This window comes from Burkholderia gladioli, assembly GCF_000959725.1.
In the GTDB taxonomy this organism is placed as follows: domain Bacteria; phylum Pseudomonadota; class Gammaproteobacteria; order Burkholderiales; family Burkholderiaceae; genus Burkholderia; species Burkholderia gladioli.
The window spans coordinates 1,425,086-1,444,324 of sequence record NZ_CP009323.1; the positions used below are offsets into that span (position 1 = coordinate 1,425,086).

The window sequence follows — 19,239 nt, forward strand, 5'->3', positions numbered from 1 at the left end:
GCCAGCGGGCCGGCGGACTCCCGGCCTGCCGCGCCGGCCGCCAGCGGCCCCGGCGCAGACATGGACGCGCGCCTCGCGCGCCGCCCCCGCCGCCGGCGCCCCCTGGCCGGCCGCCCGGTCTGGCTGTTCGATCTCGACAACACGCTCCACCACGCCTCGCACGCGGTCTTCCCGGCGATCAACACGGCGATGACGCAGTACATCATCGACACGCTGCAGGTCGACCGGGCCCGTGCCGACCATCTGCGCACCTACTACACGCAGCGCTACGGCGCCGCCCTGCTGGGCTTGGCGCGCCATCACCCGGTCGATCCGCACGATTTCCTGAAGGTGGTCCACACCTTCGAGGACCTGCCCTCGATGCTGCGCGCCGAGCGCGGGCTGGCGCGCCGCCTGGCCGCGCTGCCCGGGCGCAAGCTGATCCTGACCAACGCGCCCGAGGTCTATGCGCGCGCGGTGCTGGCCGAGCTCGGCATCGAGCGGCACTTCGAGCGCGTGATCGCGATCGAGCAGATGCGCGACCGCCGCGCCTGGCGCGCCAAGCCCGACGCCACCATGCTGCGCCGCGCGATGCGCGACGCGCGGGTGGCACTGGCCGACGCGATCCTGGTGGAGGACACGCGCTCGCACCTGAAGCGCTACAAGCGCCTGGGCATCCGCACCATCTGGATCACCGGGCACCTGCCCGACCATCAGCCGCGCGCGGGACGGCCGCACTATGTCGATCGTCGTATTGCTTCGCTACAATCGCTGCGACTGAGCACACGATCGGGGCGACAGAAATGCAGCCGACTGAACCGCGCCACGCGGCCTTGAACGACGACGAGACCACCGCCGACGGCAGCCCGGGCACCACCGGGGCCGCCGCGCCGCGCGGCCGCACGCGGCCCAAGCCGGGCGAACGCCGGGTGCTGATCCTGCAGACCCTGGCGGCGATGCTGGAGGCGCCCAAGCGCGAGAAGATCACCACCGCGGCGCTGGCGGCCCGGCTGGAGATCTCGGAGGCGGCGCTGTACCGGCATTTCGCCAGCAAGGCGCAGATGTTCGAAGGCCTGATCGAGTTCATCGAGACCACCATCTTCGGCCTGATCAACCAGATCCTCGAAAAGGAGCCCGACGGCGTGCTGCAGGCGCGCGCGATCGGGCTGATGCTGCTGAACTTCGCGGCCCGCAACCCCGGCATGACGCGGGTGCTGACCGGCGAGGCGCTGGTAGGCGAGCACGAGCGGCTCGGCGAGCGCGTGGACCGCATGCTCGAGCGCGTCGAGGCCTCGGTGCGGCAGTGCCTGCGCCTCGCGCTGGCGGCCAGGGACGACGGCGACGGCGAGCAGCCGACCCGCAGCCCGACGGGCGCGGCAGGCGCCGCCGGCGAGGCCGGCACGCCGCTCCAGCCGGCCGGCTACGACCCGGCCCTGCGCGCCAACCTGCTGGTCACCCACGTGCTGGGCCGCTGGCATCGCTACGCGCGCAGCGGCTTCACGAAGTCGCCCGCCGAGCAGGCCGACATCCAGCTGCAGCTGATCCTGCGCTGAGGCGGCGGGCGGGAGGCCACCCCGCCCCGCCCTGCCCTGCCCTGCCCTGCCCGCGCGCAACCGCCGCGCCGATTTCCGCTATACTTTGCCCGGCTCGTCGCCGCCCTGGGCGCGACGACACCCGAAGAACGCGCCGATTTGCTGACTCGATTGCGGGCGCGCGAACCCACCGGAACACCGCGGGTTCACTACAAATGCGGCTAAAGAGGTCGTCAGCCGCGCAACTTCGACTCCGCGCATCGCCGACACCGTTTAGCCGCCCAGTCAACAAGGCGGAACGAATGGAATCGATCGGCATCGTCGCTCCTCAGACCATGCATTTCGCCGAACCGCTGCGGCTGCAAAGCGGCAGCGTGCTCGGCAACTACCAGCTCGTCGTCGAGACCTACGGCGAGCTGAACGCCGCGCGCTCGAACGCGGTGCTGGTCTGTCACGCACTCAACGCCTCGCATCACGTGGCCGGCATCTACGCGGACGACCCGCGCAGCACCGGCTGGTGGGACAACATGGTGGGCCCGGGCAAGCCGCTCGACACCAACCGCTTCTTCGTGATCGGCGTGAACAACCTGGGCTCCTGCTTCGGCTCGACCGGCCCGATGAGCCTGGACCCGGCCACCGGCACGCCCTATGGCGCGCGCTTCCCGGTGGTGACGGTGGAGGACTGGGTCAACGCGCAGGCGCGCGTGGCCGACGCGTTCGGCATCGAGCGCTTCGCCGCGGTGATGGGCGGCAGCCTGGGCGGCATGCAGGCGCTGGCCTGGAGCCTGATGTACCCGGATCGCGTGGCGCACTGCATGGTGATCGCCTCCACGCCCAAGCTCTCGGCGCAGAACATCGCCTTCAACGAGGTGGCGCGCTCGGCGATCCTGTCCGATCCCGACTTCCACGGCGGCAACTACTACGCGCACCAGGTGATCCCGCGCCGCGGCCTGCGCGTGGCGCGCATGATCGGCCACATCACCTACCTGTCCGACGACGACATGGCCGAGAAATTCGGCCGCGCGCTGCGCCGCGCCGACGGCGCGCTCGACGCCTACAACTTCAATTTCGACGTCGAGTTCGAGGTGGAGTCCTACCTGCGCTACCAGGGCGACAAGTTCGCCGAGTACTTCGACGCCAACACCTACCTGCTGATCACGCGCGCGCTCGACTACTTCGATCCGGCCAAGGCCTACGACGGCAACCTCACCGCCGCGCTCGCGAAGACGAAAGCCAAGTACCTGGTGGCCAGCTTCATGACCGACTGGCGCTTCGCGCCGGCGCGCTCGCGCGAGCTGGTCAAGGCCCTGCTCGACAACCGCCGCCAGGTCAGCTACGCCGAGATCGACGCGCCGCACGGCCACGACGCGTTCCTGCTCGACGACGCGCGCTACCACAACGTGGTGCGCGCCTATTACGAACGTATCGCCGTGGAGGTGGGAGCATGAACCAGCAGGCCCTGACGATGCTGTCCGCGCGGCCGGACTTCCGCGCCATCGCGCGCTGGGTCGAGCCGCGCTCGACCGTGCTCGACCTCGGCTGCGCCGACGGCTCGCTGCTCGCGCTGCTGGCCGAGGAGCTCGAGGTGACCGGCTACGGCATCGAGATCAACGACGCGGGCGTGCTCGGCTGCGTGAAGAACGGCGTCAACGTGATCCAGCAGAACCTCGAGGACGGGATGCGCCTGTTCGAGGACCAGAGCTTCGATTTCGCGATCCTCTCGCAGACCCTGCAGACCATCCACCAGACCGCGGCGATCCTGCGCGAGACGGTGCGCGTGGGCCGCGAGTGCATCGTCTCGTTCCCGAACTTCGGCTACTGGGCGCACCGTCTGTCGGTGCTGCGCGGGCGCATGCCGGTGTCGAAATCGCTGCCCTACCAGTGGCACAACACCCCCAACGTGCGGGTGCTGACCATCAAGGATTTCGAGGCGCTGGCGCCCGAGGTGGGCATCGAGATCCTCGATCGGGCCGTGCTGCACGGCGGCCAGCCGGTCCGTTGGGGCGCGAACTGGCGTGGTAGTCTTGCTGTCTATCGCGTCAAGCGAAGCCATCCCTGACGACCCTTCATGACCTCTCCCGAGCAGCACGACGCACCCGCGCTGGCCGCGCACGACGCACATCCCGGCTGGCGAGCCTTCCTGAACACGCGCATGCTGATCTGCGTGTTCCTCGGCTTCACCTCGGGATTGCCGTTGTTCACGCTGGTCTACCTGGTGCAGGCCTGGCTGCGTTCGGAAGGGGTCAACCTGAAGGAAATCGGCCTGTTCGCGCTGATCCAGTTTCCCTATACGTGGAAATTCCTCTGGGCGCCGCTGATGGACCGCTACGTGCCGCGCCTGCCGGGCTGGCGCCCGGGCCGCCGGCGCGGCTGGATGTTCGTCACCCAGTTGCTGGTGGCCGCGGCGATCGCCACCCTGGGCTTCGTCTCGCCGCGCGACTCGATCTGGACCGTGGCGGCACTGACCACCCTGGTCGCCCTGTTCGGCGCGAGCTCCGACATCGTGATCGACGCCTACCGGCGCGAGCTGCTGCGCGACACCGAGCAGGGGCTCGGCAACGCGGTGCACGTGAACGCCTACAAGATCGCCGCGCTGGTGCCGGGTTCGCTGTCGCTGATCCTCTCCGACCACCTGCCCTGGACCCTCGTGTTCATGGTGACGGCCGCCTTCATGCTGCCCGGCATCGCGATGACGCTGCTGGTGCGCGAGCCCGAGATGCACGGCGCGCCGCCCAAGAATTTGCGCGACGCGGTGATCCTGCCGTTCCGCGAATTCCTCGCGCGCGGCGGCTGGCGCAACGCGCTGCTGGTGCTCGGCTTCATCTTCGTCTACAAGCTCGGCGACGTGATGGCCACCACGCTGTCCACCTCGTTCTTCCTCGACATCGGCTTCAACAAGACCCAGATCGGCGTGCTGGCCAAGACCACCGCGTTCTGGGCCAGCCTGGCCGGCGGCATCCTCGGCGGCATCTGGCTGGTCAAGATCGGCATCGCGCGCGGACTGTGGATCTTCGGCCTGATACAGATCGCCTCCACGCTCGGTTTCGCCTGGCTGGCCGAGGCCGGCCCCGACCCGGTGCTGATGGCGGGCGTGTACGGCTTCGAGACCTTCTCCACCGGGCTCACGCTGGCGGCCTTCACGGCCTATATCGCCAGCACCACGGACCCGCGCTACACCGCCACCCAGTTCGCGCTGTTCACCAGCCTGGCCTCGGTGCCGCGCACGCTGGCCTCGGCCTCCAGCGGCTTCATCGTGGCGAGGATCGGCTGGTTCGACTACTTCCTGGTCTGCGCCGCGCTCGGCATCCCGGGCATGCTGCTGCTGTTCAAGGTCGCGCCCTGGGGCAGCGGCCGCGCGCAGGACGAGGCGGCTCGTGCCGGCTGAGTTCGCGAAAGTCCTCGGCACGGCCGCCGCCGGCTTGCTGCTGGCCTGTGCCGCGCCGGTGCTGGCGGCAAGCGAGGCGGCCGCCGCGGCACCGTCGGCAGCGCCCACCGCCGCGCCCCAGCATGCCGCCGGCTACGCGCCGGCCCAGCCCGGCGTGCAATACGGCAATGCCTTCGCGTTCCGCAACCTGATCCCCTCGCCGGTCCTGGAACAGATCACCACCGCGCAATACCGCCAGATGGTGCAGGCCGCCGCGCAATCGAACACGCTGCTGCCCGCCGACAACGCGCGCGTGCGACGGCTGCGCGGCTTCGTCGACCGGCTCGCGCCCTATGCGGTGAAATGGAACGATCGCGTCAAGGGCTGGCACTGGGAGCTCAACGTGGTGCGCTCGCGCGGCACGCGCATCGTCGGCCTGCCGGGCGGCAAGCTGCTGGTCGACAGCGGGCTGCTCGACCGGCTCAGGCTCAACGACAACGAATGGGGGGTGCTGCTCGCCCACGAGATGGCGCATGCGCTGCGCGAGCACGCGCGCGAGGGGCTCGGCGACATGCGGGTGGCCGCCACGCTCGGCGCCAATCCAATCTCCTCGCTGTACGGCCTGACCGAGCCGCTGCCGGCGCTGCCCGACATTGCCCAGCGGCTCGCCGCGCTGCGCTATGGGCCGACCGACGAGACCGAGGCCGACGTGATCGGCGGCGACATCGCGGCGCGCGCCGGCTTCGATCCGCGCGCGGCCATCACGCTGTGGGACAAGCTCGCCGCCGCCACGCGCGGCGACCGCGCGCACGGCTTCATCTACGCCCACCCTTACGACAAGCGCCGCCGGCAGGACCTGCTCAAGCGGCTGGGCGACTGGATGCCGGTGTATGCGAAGGCGATCGGCAAGCGCGTCGAGACGCTGCCGCCTTATGCGGGCATCAGCGCGGTGCAGCGCAAGACGCGACTGCGCTGAAGCCGCCCGGGAGCGTCGATTCACCGACCTCGATGATGATGCGCATCGGGCGCGCCGCGCGGCGCGCCCTTCTCATTCGACCTCGACGGTCTCGTCGCTCGCCACCAGGCCGCGCGAGGCCTGCACCCAGCGCACCTCGTCGCCGGGGCTGCGGCCGAACATGCGCTTGAATTCGCGGCTGAACTGCGAGGCGCTCGCGTAACCGACGCGCGCGGCCGCCAGGCCCGCGCTCACACCGTGCTGCACCAGCAGCAGCCGCGCGTGATGCAGGCGCGTGGCCTTCACGTACTGCATCGGCGAGGTGCCGGTCACGCGGCGGAAATGCGCGTGGAACACGGCCGCGCTCATGCCGGCCTCGGCCGCCAGCATGTCGACCGAATGCTCGCCCTCGAGATGCATGTGAATACGGCGCAGCGCCTTGGCGATGCGGCCGAAGTGATGCTGCTGGGCCAGCGCCGCGCGGATCCCGTCGCCCTGCTCGCCGGTCAGCACGCGATAGCCGATCTCGCGCATGATCGAAGGGCCCAGCACGCGCGTGTCGTGCGGCGATTGCAGCACCTCCAGCAGGCGCAGCACCGCGTCGGCCAGCGGCGCGCCGAGCGGCGTCGAGCAGATGCTGTCGGGCTCGCTGACGGCCGCGCCGTGGGTTTCCTCCAGCAGCATCGCCAGCTCGGCGATCACGCCGAGATCGATGCGCACCGAGATCGCCAGGAACGGACCGTGTTCCGCGGTGAAGGTCTCGCACTCGAAGGGCAGCGGCACCGACATCACCAGGTACTGGCGCTCGTCGTAGACGAAGGTGCGATCGCCGACATAACCGATCTTGCGGCCCTGGCAGACGATCACGATGCTGGGCTCGTAGAGCACCGGGCAGCGCGGCGTGGAGGTGTTCACGCGCATGAAGCGCACGCCTTCCAGCGCGGCATCGGTGTAGCCGTCGTTCGGGGCGAGCTGGCCGAGCAGCTCGATGATGCGCTGCTGCACGCGCAGGTCGCCATCCGGTATCAGGGGTTCGAAGCTCATTGCGCGTCCCATGGCCGTAATAGGATCAGGCTTGCAATCTAGCACCGCGGCAGGCCCCCGCGTGTTGCATATGCACAATTCAAGAGGAATAGGCAAAGCTTCAAGACCTTCAGGTATATCGGGGCCCCAGCCCCGTCCCTACCATGGGTACCCGTTTCGCCGCGGCCTCCCGGATCCTCCGGGTCGTCGGTTTCAGCGGCCGCGCGAATCGTTTCGATTCCCATGGTAAGGAGCCTCCTCAATGAGCACGACTTACGCCTACGCGGCGCAGAGCGCGACTGCGCCGCTCGCCCCCCTCGAAATCCAGCGACGCGCGCTGCGCGATCTCGACGTCCAGATCGAGATCCTCTACTGCGGCGTCTGCCACTCCGATCTGCACCAGGCGCGCAACGAGTGGCGCAACTCGGTCTACCCGGTGGTGCCGGGCCACGAGATCGTCGGCCGCGTGACGGCGGTTGGCCCCGAAGTGACGCGCTTCAAGACCGGCGACATGGTCGGCGTCGGCTGCCTGGTCGATTCCTGCCGCACCTGCCCGAGCTGCGCGGACGGCCTCGAGCAATACTGCGAGAACGGCTTCGTCGGCACCTACAACGGCCAGGACCGCGTGACGGGCGAGATCACCTACGGCGGCTACTCCTCGCAGGTGGTGGTCGACGAGGCCTTCGTGCTGAGCGTGTCGGACAAGCTCGACCCGGCCGCCGCCGCGCCGCTGCTGTGCGCCGGCATCACCACCTACTCGCCGCTGCGCCAGTGGGGCGCCGGCCCCGGCAAGAAGGTCGGCATCGTCGGCCTGGGCGGCCTCGGCCACATGGGCGTGAAGCTGGCCCGCGCGATGGGCGCGCACGTGGTGCTGTTCACCACCTCGCCCTCGAAGATCGAGGACGGCAAGCGCCTGGGCGCGCACGAAGTGGTGATCTCGAAGGACGAGGCGCAGATGAACGCGCATCTCAACTCCTTCGACCTGATCGTCAACACGGTGGCCGCGCAGCACGACCTCAACCCGTTCCTGAACCTGCTCAAGCGCGACGGCACCATGACGCTGGTGGGCGCGCCCGAGCACGATCATCCGTCGCCGCAGGTGTTCAACCTGATCCTCAAGCGTCGCCGCCTGGCCGGCTCGCTGATCGGCGGCATCGCCGAGACGCAGGAGATGCTCGATTTCTGCGCCGAGCACGGCATCGCCTCGGACATCGAGATGATCAAGATCCAGGACATCAACGACGCCTACGAGCGCATGCTCAAGAGCGACGTGAAGTACCGCTTCGTGATCGACATCGCCTCGCTGAAGCAGGCGGCCTGAGGTCGGGCAAATCATGAGGTGAAGCGCTGCCGCCTGGCAGCGCGCCAGCCTCGCCGCGAAAGCAGAACGGCGCCGCCGGGAGGCATCCCGGCGGCGCCGTTTCATCGAGCGGCCTCGCGCTTACTTGTAGTCGTAGTCGACCGTCAACGGCGCGTGGTCGCTGAACTTGATATCGCGGAAGATCGAGGTCTGCTTGGCGGTGCCGGCCACGCCCGGCGTGGCGATCTGGTAGTCGATCCGCCACCCCACGTTCTTCGCGTAGGCCTGGCCGCGGTTGCTCCACCAGGTATATTGATCCGGGCGCGGGTCGAGCGTGCGGAACACGTCGACGTAGCCGACCTCGTCGAACAGCTGGGTCAGCCAGGCGCGCTCCTCGGGCAGGCAGCCCGAGTTCTTCTGGTTGCTCTTCCAGTTGCGGATGTCGATTTCCTTGTGGACGATGTTGACGTCGCCGCAGAGGATCACCTCGCGCTTCTTCGCCTTCAGCTCGGCCAGGTGCGGCATGAACTCGGCCATGAAGCGGAACTTGGCCTGCTGGCGCTCCTCGCCGCTCGAGCCCGAGGGCACGTAGACCGAGATCACCGACAGCTTGCCGTAGCGCGCCTCGACATACCGCCCCTCGCTGTCGAACTCGCTGCTGCCGTAGCCGATGATCAGGTCGTCGGGCTCGCGCCGCGTGTAGAGGCCCGCGCCGCTGTAGCCCTTCTTCTCGGCATGGTGGAAATGGCCGGTGAAGCCGTGCGGCGCCGCGAACTCGGGCGGCAGGTCGTCGGCCGACACCTTGATTTCCTGGACGCAGACGCAGTCGGCCTTCTGGTCGCCGAGCCAGTCGAAGAAGCCCTTCTTCGCGGCCGAGCGGATGCCGTTCAGGTTCGCCGTGATGACACGCAGCATGATGTGTTTCCGTTCAGTGTTGTTCGGTTCGTGGGTTGGGGCGCAACGCGTGATCCGGGCGGCGGCTCACTCGACCTTCACGCCCTCCAGTTCGGGTTTGGCGGGCGGATAGGCCAGCTTCATGGCGGTCAGCTCGCGCAGCAGCAGCTCGGCGACCATCACGTTGCGATGCGTCTTGGAATCGGCCGGGATCACGTACCACGGCGCATGCGGCGCCGAGGTGGCGGCCAGCGCGTCGCGATAGGCGATCTGGTAGGCGTCCCAGTACTTGCGCGCCTCGAGATCGGAGACGTCGAACTTCCAGTGCTTGTTCGGATCGTCGATGCGCGACTGCAGGCGCTCGCGCTGCTCATCCTTGGAGATGTGCAGGAAGCACTTGACGATGGTGGTGCCCGATTCGTGCAGCATCTCCTCGAACTGGCGGATCTGCCGGAAGCGGCGCTCGCATTCGGCCTTGTCGATGCTCTCCAGCACGCGCGGCACCAGCACGTCCTCGTAGTGGCTGCGGTTGAAGATGGTCAGCTCGCCGGCGGCCGGCGCCTGCGCGTGGACGCGCCAGAGGAAGTCGTGCGCCAGCTCGACCGAGGTGGGCGCCTTGAACGGCACCACCCGCAGGCCGAGCGGGTCGACCTCGTGGAACACCGCGCGCACGGTGCCGTCCTTGCCGCTGGTGTCCATGCCCTGCAGCACCAGCAGGAGGCGCTTGCGCGGCTGCGTGTGCAGCATGTCCTGCAGCGCGTCGATCTTCATCGACAGCTCGGACAGGCGCGCCCGGTCGGTATCCTTCGAGCCCGCCGAGAACGGCTTGGCGCCGGGCTCGAACCGATCGAGCTGGAACGCGGCCGCGGCCTTCTCGTCGGTGTGGAACGGCACGAGGAAATCGTCGAGCGACACTGGCTTCGCCATCACTGCCTCCTGGAACGGGTTCGGGATGTCGCGGGCGCGGCGGGCCGGACGCTGCCGGCATGGCCGCTGCCGCGACACGAACCAACGAGCATAACGCAACGAGCCGCCGCGGACACCCGGCCCGGCAGCGGCCCGTTGAAGCGGCAGGCGACCCTGCGGCGGGCGATCCGGCAACCGGCAACCTCGCCGCGGTCGATCCCGCGCCCGGCGATCCGGCGGCGAACGATGCCGCAGCCCGTGGCCCGCCCCCGCCTCAGCCCAGCTTCTTCTTCAGCAGCTCGTTGACCTGGGCCGGGTTCGCCTTGCCCTTGGTCGCCTTCATCGCCTGGCCGACCAGCGCGTTGAAGGCCTTCTCCTTGCCGGCGCGGAACTCCTCGACCGACTTGGCGTTGGCCGCCAGCACCTCGTCGATGATCGCCTCCAGCGCGCCGCTGTCGGAGATCTGCTTGAGCCCCTTGGCCTCGATGATGCGATCGGCGGCGGCTTCGTCGCCGGCCTTCTCGTCCCAGATCGCCTGGAAGATTTCCTTGGCGATCTTGTTCGAGATGGTGCCGTCGGCGATGCGCTGCAGTACCAGCGCGAGCTGGGCGGCCGACACGGGGCTGGCGTCGATCTCGATGCCCTCGCGGTTCAGCAGCGACGACACGTCGCCCATCAGCCAGTTCGCGGCCACCTTGGCATTGGCCACGCCGGCCTTGCCCACCACCGCCTCGAAGTAGGCCGCCATCGCCTTGCTGGCGGTCAGCACCACCGCGTCATAGGGCGTCACGCCGTACTGCTCGACGAAACGCTGCTGCATCGCGGCCGGCAGCTCCGGCATCTCGCCGCGCACGCGCTCGACCCACTTCGGGTCGATCACCACCGGCATCAGGTCCGGATCCGGGAAATAGCGGTAATCCTGCGCGTCTTCCTTGCTGCGCATCGAGCGCGTCTCGCGCTTGTCCGGATCGTAGAGGCGGGTTTCCTGCACCACCGTGCCGCCGTCCTCGATCAATTCGATCTGGCGACGCACCTCGTAGTTGATGGCGTCCTCCAGGAAGCGGAACGAGTTCAGGTTCTTGATCTCGGCGCGCGTGCCGAACTTCTCCTGCCCCAGCGGGCGCACCGAGACGTTCGCATCGCAGCGGAACGAGCCTTCCTGCATGTTGCCGTCGCAGATGCCGAGCCACATCACCAGCGCGTGCAGCGCCTTGGCATAGGCCACCGCCTCGGCGGCGCTGCGCATCTCGGGCTCGGTGACGATCTCGAGCAGCGGCGTGCCGGCGCGGTTCAGGTCGATGCCCGTCATGCCCGCGAAGTCCTCGTGCAGCGACTTGCCGGCATCCTCTTCCAGGTGGGCGCGCGTCAGGTTGATGGTCTTCGAGTAGGCGTCCTTGCCCGCCTTCTCGTTGGCCGGCACCTGGATCGTGAGCTGGCCGCCCTGCACCACCGGGATCTCGTACTGGCTGATCTGGTAGCCCTTGGGAAGATCCGGGTAGAAGTAATTCTTGCGCGCGAAGATGCTGCGCTGCGCCACCGTCGAGCCGAGCGCGAGGCCCAGCCGGATCGCCCGCTCCACCGCGCCGCGGTTGAGCACCGGCAGCACGCCGGGCAGGGCGAGATCGACCGCGCAGGCCTGGGTGTTGGGTTCGGCGCCGAACTGCGTCGAGGCGCCCGAGAAGATCTTCGACGCCGTCGACAATTGCGCGTGCGTCTCCAGACCGATAACGACTTCCCACTGCTGAGCCATGTCTTACACCCCCGCCGGAACTTGCTTGTGCCAATCGGTCACGCGCTGGAACGCGTCGGCCACCTGCAGCATCCGGGCTTCGTTGAAATAGTTGCCGATGATCTGCAGGCCGACCGGGCGGCGCGCATTGGCGCCGGCGCCGAAGCCGCAGGGCACGCTCATGCCGGGCAGGCCCGCCAGGCTCACCGACAGCGTGTAGATATCGGCCAGGTACATCTGGACCGGATCGTCGCCCTTGGCGCCGAGGTCCCAGGCCACGCTCGGCGAGGCCGGGCCCATGATCACGTCGCACTGCTCGAAGGCGTTCTGGAAATCCTGCGCGATGATGCGGCGGATCTTCTGCGCCTGCAGGTAGTAGGCGTCGTAGTAGCCGTGCGAAAGCACGTAGGTGCCCACCAGGATCCGGCGCTTGACCTCGGGCCCGAAGCCCTCGGCGCGCGACTTCTTGTACATGTCGAGCAGATCGCCGTACTGGGCGGCGCGATGGCCGTAGCGCACGCCGTCGAAGCGCGACAGGTTCGAGGAGGCCTCGGCCGGCGCGATCACGTAATAGACCGGGATCGAGAGTTCCGTCTTGGGCAGCGAGACCGGCACCAGGGTGGCGCCGAGCGCCTCGTACTGCTTGAGCGCCGCGTCGATCGCCGCGCGCACGTCCGCCGCCAGGCCTTCGCCGAAATACTCGTTCGGCAGGCCGATGCGCAGGCCCTCGAGCGGCCGGCCGGCCGACGCCTCGGGCGTCCAGGCCTGGCCGAGATGGCGGCCGAACTGCTCGTCGTCGCGCTCCAGGCTGGTGGAGTCGCGCGCGTCGAAGCCGGCCATCGCGTCGAGCAGCAGCGCGCAGTCGGCCGCGCTCTGGGCCATCGGGCCGCCCTGGTCCAGCGAGGAGGCGAAGGCGATCATGCCGTAGCGCGACACGCGCCCGTAGGTCGGCTTGATGCCGGTCACGCCGGCGAACGAGGCCGGTTGGCGGATCGAGCCGCCGGTGTCGGTGCCGGTGGCGGCCGGCGCCAGACGCGCGGCCACCGCCGCGGCGCTGCCGCCCGAGCTGCCGCCCGGCACGGCCAGGGTGTCCCAGGGGTTCTTGACGGCGCCGAAGGCCGAGTTCTCGTTGGACGAGCCCATCGCGAACTCGTCCATGTTGGTCTTGCCGAGCGTCACCATGCCGGCCGCGGCGAGCCGCTCGACCACGGTGGCGTCGAACGGGCTGGTGTAGTTCGCCAGCATCTTCGAGCCGGCCGTGGAGCGCCAGCCGCGCGTGACGAACACGTCCTTGTGGGCGATCGGCAGGCCGGCCAGCGGGCCGGCGGTGCCGGCCGCGCGCGCGGCGTCGGCGGCGCGCGCCTGGGCCAGGGTGAGATCGGGATCGACGTGGACGAACGCGTTGAGCTCGCGCGCCGCGTCGATGCGTTGCAGGTAGAGCTGCGCGAGCTCGACGGCCGAGGTTTGGCCGGCGTCGAGCGCGGCGCGCAGTTCGGTCAGGCTGTTGGCATGCATTGCTGGAGGATTCCTGGATTCTTGAGCGAGCGCGGCGAGCCGCGATCCCGGGCCGGGCGGGCCGGCCTTGTTATTCGATCACCTTCGGCACCAGGAACAGGCCTTCCTGGACGGCGGGCGCCGGGCGCTGGTTCTCGTCGCGATTCACGTGCTCGGTCACGACGTCCTCGCGCAGGCGCTGCGCCACGTCCTGGATCTGCTCGATCGGGTGCGCGAGCGGCGCGATGCCGGTCGTGTCGACGGCGCGCATCTGCTCGACCAGGCCGAAGAAGTCGTTGAGCTGGGCGAGCGTGTGCTCGGCCTCGGCGTCGGCTATCTCGAGCCGCGCGAGGTGCGCGATGCGTTTCACATCGTTCAGGGTCAAAGCCATGCGTTTCACCGGAAAAACTGGGCTGGTGCGGCGCACCGGAAGCCGCGCCGCGACAGGGGGTTGGAGGACTCGTTCGAACCCTCAAAAAGCGGGGACGAAGCGGTGAATTGACGGTCCGTTTGGGTTCAAATACCCGGAAATTATAAGGTATCATTACGCGTTCGACCCAGCCCCGGACCGTCCCTCCCGCACGGCTTACCGTTAGCTGCAAGCCGGCTGTCATCAGCCCCGCCTGCCGCGCGGCTCGCGCGACGGCCCCGGTAGCTTTCACACGCAGCTTCGCGTTCCCGAGGCGGCCGCTCCCGCCCGATCCGAGGCTGTTATTTTTTCCGCCGCCACCCCAGCGCGCCAACACGGCCCGGGGTCGGCCCAGAGCGAGACAGGATTCTGAATGTTCGGTTTTTTGCGCAGCTACTTCTCCAACGATCTCGCGATCGATCTCGGCACCGCAAACACCCTCATCTACATGCGCGGCAAGGGCATCGTCCTCGATGAGCCGTCCGTCGTGTCGATCCGCCAGGAAGGCGGCCCCAACGGCAAGAAGACGATCCAGGCGGTCGGCAAGGAAGCCAAGCAGATGCTCGGCAAGGTGCCGGGCAACATCGAGGCGATCCGTCCGATGAAAGACGGCGTGATCGCCGACTTCACCGTCACCGAGCAGATGATCAAGCAGTTCATCAAGACGGCGCACGAGTCGCGGATGTTCTCGCCCTCGCCGCGCATCATCATCTGCGTGCCCTGCGGCTCGACCCAGGTCGAGCGCCGCGCCATCAAGGAAGCCGCGCACGGCGCCGGCGCCTCGCAGGTCTACCTGATCGAGGAGCCGATGGCGGCCGCGATCGGCGCGGGCCTGCCGGTCTCGGAAGCCACCGGCTCGATGGTGGTGGACATCGGCGGCGGCACCACCGAGGTGGGCGTGATCTCGCTGGGCGGCATCGTCTACAAGGGTTCGGTGCGCGTGGGCGGCGACAAGTTCGACGAGGCGATCGTCAACTACATCCGCCGCAACTACGGCATGCTGATCGGCGAGCAGACCGCCGAGGCGATCAAGAAGGAAATCGGCTCCGCCTTCCCCGGCTCCGAGGTCAAGGAGATGGAAGTGAAGGGCCGCAACCTGTCGGAAGGCATTCCGCGCAGCTTCACGATCTCCAGCAACGAAATCCTCGAGGCGCTGACCGATCCGCTGAACCAGATCGTCTCGTCGGTGAAAATCGCCCTCGAACAGACCCCGCCGGAACTGGGCGCCGACATCGCCGAGCGCGGCATGATGCTGACCGGCGGCGGCGCGCTGCTGCGCGACCTGGACCGCCTGCTGGCCGAGGAAACCGGCCTGCCGGTGCTGGTCGCCGAGGATCCGCTGACCTGCGTGGTGCGCGGCTCCGGCATGGCGCTCGAGCGCATGGACAAGCTCGGCAGCATCTTCTCGTACGAATAAATCCGGGCCCGGGCCGCGTCGTCGGGCGACGCGCGCGGCCCATGCCGGCGGGCGCCCGCCCCCGGCAGCAGTCACCGACGACGCACGCGCGACGCGCCGGCTTGGCAAGATCAGCCGAACCGCCGCGCGTTTTTCGCGTCTGAGGATCATTTAACCGATCAAGCGCCCGGCGCCGACCATGGAATACAGTCCGCCGCCCCTCTTCAAGCAAGGTCCTTCCGCGCTCGCGCGGCTGATCTTCTTCGTCGCGCTGGCGATCGCGCTCCTCGTCTCGGATGCGCGCTTCAGTACGCTCGAAATCGTCCGGGGCATCCTGGGCACCGCGCTGTTCCCGCTGCAACGGGCCGCGCTGGTGCCGCGCGACCTGTTCATGGGCGCCGCCGACCTCGCCGCCACCAATGCCTCGCTGCGCCACGACAACCAGCAGCTGCGCGAGCGCAATCTGGCGCTGTCGCTGCAGGCCAACCAGGCCGGCCAGCTGATGTCCGACAACGCGCACCTGCGCGCCGTGCTGGGCCTGCGCGCGCGGATCGCCGCCCAGTCCACCCCGGTCGAGATCCAGTACGACACCAGCGATCCGTTCTCGCAGAAGGTGGTGATCGGCCACGGCTCGCACGACGACATCCAGAACGGCGCGCCGGTGGTGACCGAGGACGGCGTGGTCGGCCAGGTCACGCGCGTGTTCCCGCTGCAGTCCGAGATCACCCTGATCACCGATCGCGACCTGGCGATTCCCGTGCAGGTGCTGCGCACCGGGCTGCGCAGCGTGATCTACGGCACCCCGAAGGGCGATTCGCTGGACCTGCGCTTCGTGCCGACCAGCGCCGACCTGATGGTGGGCGACGAGCTGGTGACCAGCGGCCTGGACGGCACCTACCCGCCGGGCCTGCCGGTGGCCAAGGTGGTGCGGATCGACAAGCTGGCCGACACCGCCTTCGCGCACGTGGTCTGCATGCCGGTGGCGGCGGTGCGCGGCGCGCGCGAGATGCTGGTGCTGCACTACCAGAACGACGTGCCGCCGCGCCCGGTCGACCCGGACGCGGACAAGAACGCCAAGGGCAAGAAGGGCGCGAAGGCCGCCGACAAGGGCAAGGGCGCGGCGCCCGCCGCCGCCGGCGAGAAGCCGGCCGCCACCGCGCCGGCGCCGGCCCAGGCCGCGCCGGCAGCGAAGAACGGCCGCCCCGCGCCCGCCGCGAAGCCGGCGGCCACCACGCAGCCCGCCCCGCAAGCCACCCAGCAGGCCCCGGCCGCCGCGCCGTCCCGGGGAACGCAGCCATGAGCCGCCCGCAATACATCCTGCAGCCGGTCAACCCGACCTTCATCGTCTTCAGCCTGGCGGTCGCCTTCCTGCTGAACCTGATGCCCTGGGGCCGGCTGCCCGGCGTGCCCGACTTCGTGGCCCTGGTGCTGCTGTTCTGGAACATCCACCAGCCGCGCAAGGTCGGCATGGGCGTGGCCTTCCTGCTCGGCATCCTGATGGACGTGCACGACGCCGGCCTGCTCGGCGAGCACGCGCTGGCCTACACGCTGCTGTCCTACGGCGCGATCACGATCCACCGCCGCGTGCTGTGGCTCTCGCTCGGCGTGCAGATGTTCTATGTCGCGCCGCTGCTGGTGCTGGCCCAGCTGGTGCCGTTCGTGATCCGCCTGATCATGGGCGCCGCCTTCCCCGGCTGGAGCTATATGGTCGACGGCTTCGTGGAGGCCGTGCTGTGGCCGGTCGCCAGCCTCCTGCTGTTGATGCCGCAACGCCGCCCGGTCGATCCGGACGACACGCGGCCGATCTGAGCCGCCCCGGCCGCCTCATGTCGAGCGCCCCGCTTCCATCCTCCCCGGCGCCGCTCGCCGCCGTTGCCCTGCCGGCCGCGATGCCGGCCCGGGCGTCGGCCGCCGTCCTGCCCCCGCTTTTCCCCGATTCCGCATGACCGAATTCAAGGACACCCAGCAGCAGCTCTCGAAGTTCCGCCTGCGCGTCGCGGCGGCGGGCGTGTTCGTGTTCGTCTGCTTCGGGCTGCTGGCCACGCGCTTCTTCTACCTGCAGGTCTGGCAGCACGGCAAGTACGCGCTGCAGGCCGACGAGAACCGCATCTCGGTGGCGCCGATCGTGCCGAACCGCGGCATCATCACCGACCGCAACGGCGTGGTGCTGGCGCGCAACTACTCGGCCTACACGCTCGAGATCACGCCCTCGAAGCTGACCGACACGCTCGACAACACCATCAACGCGCTCTCCGAGGTGGTGCCGATCGACGCGCGCGACCGGCGCCGCTTCAAGAAGCTGCAGGAGGACTCGAAGAACTTCGAGAGCCTGCCGATCCGCACCCGCCTGACCGACGAGGAAGTCGCGCGCTTCACCGCGCAGCGCTGGCGCTTCCCCGGCGTCGAGGTGCGCGCGCGGCTGTTCCGCCAGTACCCGCTGGGCCCCACGGCCGCGCACGTGATCGGCTACATCGGCCGGATCTCGAAGCGCGACCAGGACAAGATCGACGCGATGAGCGACGAGAACGACAGCGATCCCGAGCATTACGATCCGCGTCGCGACGCCAACAACTACAAGGGCACCGACTACATCGGCAAGATCGGCGTCGAGCAGAGCTACGAGACCGACCTGCACGGCATCACCGGCTTCGAGGAAGTCGAGGTGACCGCCGGCGGGCGCCCGGTGCGCACGCTCTCGCGCACCCAGGCCACGCCCGGCAACAACCTGGTGCTGTCGCTCGACATCGGCCTGCAGCAGGTGGCCGAGCAGGCCTTCGCCGGCAAGCGCGGCGCGCTGGTGGCGATCGAGCCGGCCACCGGCGACGTGCTGGCCTTCGTGTCCTCGCCGAGCTTCGATCCCAACTCCTTCGTGGACGGCATCGACCAGCAGACCTGGGACGAGCTCAACAACTCGCCCGACAAGCCGCTGCTGAACCGCCCGCTGCACGGCACCTACCCGCCCGGCTCGACCTACAAGCCCTTCATGGCGCTGGCCGGCCTGGAGCTGGGCAAGCGCACGCCGGGCTGGGGCTTCCAGGATCCCGGCTACTTCACCTTCGGCGGCCACACCTTCCGCAACGACGTGCGCTCGGGCCAGGGCTGGGTGGACATGAACCGCGCCATCATGGTGTCGAACGACACCTATTTCTACATGCTGGCGCGCGACCTGGGCGTGACCAACATCGCCAACTTCATGAAGCCGTTCGGCTTCGGCCAGATCACCGGCATCGACATCCAGGGCGAGGCGCGCGGCGTGCTGCCCTCGCCGGAGTGGAAGAAGAAGACCTTCCGCAAGCCGGCGCTGCAGAAGTGGTACGACGGCGAGACCATCAGCCTGGGGATCGGCCAGGGCTACAACTCCTTCACGATCCTGCAGCTGGCGCACGCGATGGCCACGCTGGCCGACAACGGCGTGGTGATGAAGCCCCACCTGGTCAAGGAGATCGAGAACCCGATCACCCGCGAGCGGCACCTGACGGTGCCCAAGGAAAGCGAGGTGATCCCGCTCAAGCAGGCCGACATCGACGTGGTCAAGCGCGGCCTGGAAAACGTGATCGAGAACCCGTCCGGCACCGCCTACAAGATCTTCCGCGGCGCGGCCTACACGGCGGCCGGCAAGACCGGCACGGCCCAGGTGTTCTCGCTGCAGGGCGCCAACTACCACGGCCACCTGCTGGCCGAGCACCTGCGCGACCACGCGCTGTTCACCGCCTACGCGCCGGCCGACCACCCGAAGATCGCGCTCGCGCTGATCGTCGAGAACGGCGGCTGGGGCGCGCAGTCGGCCGGCCCGATCGCGCGCAAGGTGCTGGACTTCTACCTGGTCGATCGCCAGAACCCGGGCAGCGAGGCCGCCGCGGTGGCCGCCGCCGCCTCGGCGACCGAGCCGGTCAGCGCGCCGGTGGTGGGCGACACCACGCGGCCGGTGGAGATCGCGGCAGGCTTCACGGCGCTCCCGCAGCCGGTGCCGCCCGCGGCCAGCGGCGCGCAGGCCGCCTCGGCCCCGCCGGCTCCGGCGCGGCCGCCCCGGGCAGCCCGGCGCCTCCAGCACCGGCGAAACCGCCGACGGCGCCTCGCCCGAACCCGCCAGCGCCGCGAGCGCGGCCCAGATGCGGCGCCTGCCGCGCAAGCCGCACCGCGCCCCCGCCAACGACCCGGCCGCGCCGCCCGCCCCGGCGGCCGCGCGCGACGGGCAGCGCGGCACCCGCCGGCCCGCCGCGGCCGGCACCGACGAATGACGGAGATAGGCATGCAATTC

At 69.2% G+C, this 19,239-nt stretch carries 16 protein-coding genes and 1 pseudogene; 11 read left to right on the forward strand and 6 right to left on the reverse strand.

Going from position 1 to position 19,239, the window contains the following annotated elements; all coding sequences use genetic code 11:
- The first annotated feature begins 60 nt into the window (after window positions 1-60).
- The 6 genes from BM43_RS23330 to BM43_RS23355 all read left to right on the forward strand — a co-directional run bounded on the left by BM43_RS23330 (window position 61) and on the right by BM43_RS23355 (window position 5,851).
- Entirely contained in the window at window positions 61-816 is a 756-nt protein-coding gene (locus BM43_RS23330) for a pyrimidine 5'-nucleotidase (RefSeq protein ID WP_036048831.1), read from the forward strand.
- Entirely contained in the window at window positions 783-1,532 is a 750-nt protein-coding gene (slmA, locus tag BM43_RS23335; protein WP_036048829.1) for a nucleoid occlusion factor SlmA, read from the forward strand. Before BM43_RS23330 ends, slmA begins: the two co-directional genes overlap by 34 nt.
- A 281-nt stretch (window positions 1,533-1,813) precedes the next feature.
- Window positions 1,814-2,959: a homoserine O-succinyltransferase MetX gene (metX, locus tag BM43_RS23340; RefSeq protein WP_013699722.1), complete on the forward strand. Its 1,146-nt coding sequence runs from the start codon at window positions 1,814-1,816 to the stop codon at window positions 2,957-2,959.
- Window positions 2,956-3,570, forward strand: coding sequence for a methionine biosynthesis protein MetW (gene metW / locus BM43_RS23345; RefSeq protein ID WP_013699723.1), 615 nt, complete (start codon window positions 2,956-2,958; stop codon window positions 3,568-3,570). The genes metX and metW overlap by 4 nt, the downstream gene beginning before the upstream one ends.
- A 9-nt stretch (window positions 3,571-3,579) precedes the next feature.
- Window positions 3,580-4,896 (forward strand): AmpG family muropeptide MFS transporter, encoded by a 1,317-nt coding sequence (locus tag BM43_RS23350; RefSeq protein WP_017920011.1) that lies wholly within the window; start codon window positions 3,580-3,582, stop codon window positions 4,894-4,896.
- Entirely contained in the window at window positions 4,886-5,851 is a 966-nt protein-coding gene (locus tag BM43_RS23355; RefSeq protein WP_036048826.1) for a M48 family metallopeptidase, read from the forward strand. The genes BM43_RS23350 and BM43_RS23355 overlap by 11 nt, the downstream gene beginning before the upstream one ends.
- Before the next feature lie 72 nt (window positions 5,852-5,923).
- Here the strand turns inward: BM43_RS23355 and BM43_RS23360 are convergent, their stop codons facing one another.
- Window positions 5,924-6,874, reverse strand: a complete 951-nt coding sequence (locus BM43_RS23360) for an AraC family transcriptional regulator (RefSeq protein ID WP_036039116.1) — start codon at window positions 6,872-6,874, stop codon at window positions 5,924-5,926.
- Between the two features lie 241 nt (window positions 6,875-7,115).
- Here BM43_RS23360 and BM43_RS23365 point away from each other — a divergent pair, with 241 nt between their 5' ends.
- Window positions 7,116-8,174, forward strand: a complete 1,059-nt coding sequence (locus BM43_RS23365; protein ID WP_036048824.1) for an NAD(P)-dependent alcohol dehydrogenase — start codon at window positions 7,116-7,118, stop codon at window positions 8,172-8,174.
- 120 nt (window positions 8,175-8,294) lie between these two features.
- On the opposite strand, the gene BM43_RS23370 is transcribed toward BM43_RS23365, so the two are convergent.
- The 5 genes from BM43_RS23370 to gatC form a co-directional block, all read right to left on the reverse strand.
- Complete coding sequence (locus tag BM43_RS23370; protein ID WP_013699728.1) at window positions 8,295-9,068, reverse strand: exodeoxyribonuclease III; 774 nt, start codon at window positions 9,066-9,068, stop codon at window positions 8,295-8,297.
- Between the two features lie 66 nt (window positions 9,069-9,134).
- Complete coding sequence (locus BM43_RS23375; RefSeq protein ID WP_036048822.1) at window positions 9,135-9,974, reverse strand: PPK2 family polyphosphate kinase; 840 nt, start codon at window positions 9,972-9,974, stop codon at window positions 9,135-9,137.
- 253 nt (window positions 9,975-10,227) lie between these two features.
- A complete protein-coding gene (gatB, locus tag BM43_RS23380) occupies window positions 10,228-11,703 on the reverse strand; it encodes an Asp-tRNA(Asn)/Glu-tRNA(Gln) amidotransferase subunit GatB (RefSeq protein WP_036048820.1) in 1,476 nt (491 codons plus the stop codon).
- A gap of 3 nt (window positions 11,704-11,706) precedes the next feature.
- Window positions 11,707-13,197, reverse strand: coding sequence for an Asp-tRNA(Asn)/Glu-tRNA(Gln) amidotransferase subunit GatA (gene gatA, locus BM43_RS23385; protein WP_036048818.1), 1,491 nt, complete (start codon window positions 13,195-13,197; stop codon window positions 11,707-11,709).
- Window positions 13,198-13,267: 70 nt separating this feature from the next.
- Complete coding sequence (gene gatC / locus BM43_RS23390; protein ID WP_013699732.1) at window positions 13,268-13,567, reverse strand: Asp-tRNA(Asn)/Glu-tRNA(Gln) amidotransferase subunit GatC; 300 nt, start codon at window positions 13,565-13,567, stop codon at window positions 13,268-13,270.
- Window positions 13,568-13,958: 391 nt separating this feature from the next.
- Here gatC and BM43_RS23395 point away from each other — a divergent pair, with 391 nt between their 5' ends.
- The 4 genes and pseudogenes from BM43_RS23395 to mrdA all read left to right on the forward strand — a co-directional run bounded on the left by BM43_RS23395 (window position 13,959) and on the right by mrdA (window position 19,219).
- Complete coding sequence (locus tag BM43_RS23395; RefSeq protein ID WP_004189550.1) at window positions 13,959-15,002, forward strand: rod shape-determining protein; 1,044 nt, start codon at window positions 13,959-13,961, stop codon at window positions 15,000-15,002.
- Between the two features lie 178 nt (window positions 15,003-15,180).
- Window positions 15,181-16,281 (forward strand): rod shape-determining protein MreC, encoded by a 1,101-nt coding sequence (gene mreC, locus BM43_RS23400; protein ID WP_036048814.1) that lies wholly within the window; start codon window positions 15,181-15,183, stop codon window positions 16,279-16,281.
- On the forward strand, window positions 16,278-16,790 hold the full coding sequence (gene mreD, locus BM43_RS23405) for a rod shape-determining protein MreD (protein WP_036048812.1): 513 nt from the start codon (window positions 16,278-16,280) through the stop codon (window positions 16,788-16,790). The genes mreC and mreD overlap by 4 nt, the downstream gene beginning before the upstream one ends.
- Before the next feature lie 133 nt (window positions 16,791-16,923).
- Window positions 16,924-19,219, forward strand: a pseudogene (mrdA, locus tag BM43_RS23410) (penicillin-binding protein 2).
- Window positions 19,220-19,239 lie beyond the last annotated feature (20 nt).

Bases quoted from the DNA above. Each gene is read 5' to 3' on its own strand.
- gatB (WP_036048820.1), bottom strand. From the start codon at position 11,703: ATGGCTCAGCAGTGGGAAGTCGTTATCGGTCTGGAGACGCACGCGCAA.
- BM43_RS23350 (WP_017920011.1), top strand. From the start codon at position 3,580: ATGACCTCTCCCGAGCAGCACGACGCACCCGCGCTGGCCGCGCACGAC.
- BM43_RS23360 (WP_036039116.1), bottom strand. From the start codon at position 6,874: ATGAGCTTCGAACCCCTGATACCGGATGGCGACCTGCGCGTGCAGCAG.
- BM43_RS23375 (WP_036048822.1), bottom strand. From the start codon at position 9,974: ATGGCGAAGCCAGTGTCGCTCGACGATTTCCTCGTGCCGTTCCACACC.
- metX (WP_013699722.1), top strand. From the start codon at position 1,814: ATGGAATCGATCGGCATCGTCGCTCCTCAGACCATGCATTTCGCCGAA.
- slmA (WP_036048829.1), top strand. From the start codon at position 783: ATGCAGCCGACTGAACCGCGCCACGCGGCCTTGAACGACGACGAGACC.
- BM43_RS23330 (WP_036048831.1), top strand. From the start codon at position 61: ATGGACGCGCGCCTCGCGCGCCGCCCCCGCCGCCGGCGCCCCCTGGCC.
- gatA (WP_036048818.1), bottom strand. From the start codon at position 13,197: ATGCATGCCAACAGCCTGACCGAACTGCGCGCCGCGCTCGACGCCGGC.
- mreC (WP_036048814.1), top strand. From the start codon at position 15,181: ATGGAATACAGTCCGCCGCCCCTCTTCAAGCAAGGTCCTTCCGCGCTC.
- BM43_RS23395 (WP_004189550.1), top strand. From the start codon at position 13,959: ATGTTCGGTTTTTTGCGCAGCTACTTCTCCAACGATCTCGCGATCGAT.
- mreD (WP_036048812.1), top strand. From the start codon at position 16,278: ATGAGCCGCCCGCAATACATCCTGCAGCCGGTCAACCCGACCTTCATC.
- BM43_RS23370 (WP_013699728.1), bottom strand. From the start codon at position 9,068: ATGCTGCGTGTCATCACGGCGAACCTGAACGGCATCCGCTCGGCCGCG.
- BM43_RS23365 (WP_036048824.1), top strand. From the start codon at position 7,116: ATGAGCACGACTTACGCCTACGCGGCGCAGAGCGCGACTGCGCCGCTC.
- gatC (WP_013699732.1), bottom strand. From the start codon at position 13,567: ATGGCTTTGACCCTGAACGATGTGAAACGCATCGCGCACCTCGCGCGG.
- metW (WP_013699723.1), top strand. From the start codon at position 2,956: ATGAACCAGCAGGCCCTGACGATGCTGTCCGCGCGGCCGGACTTCCGC.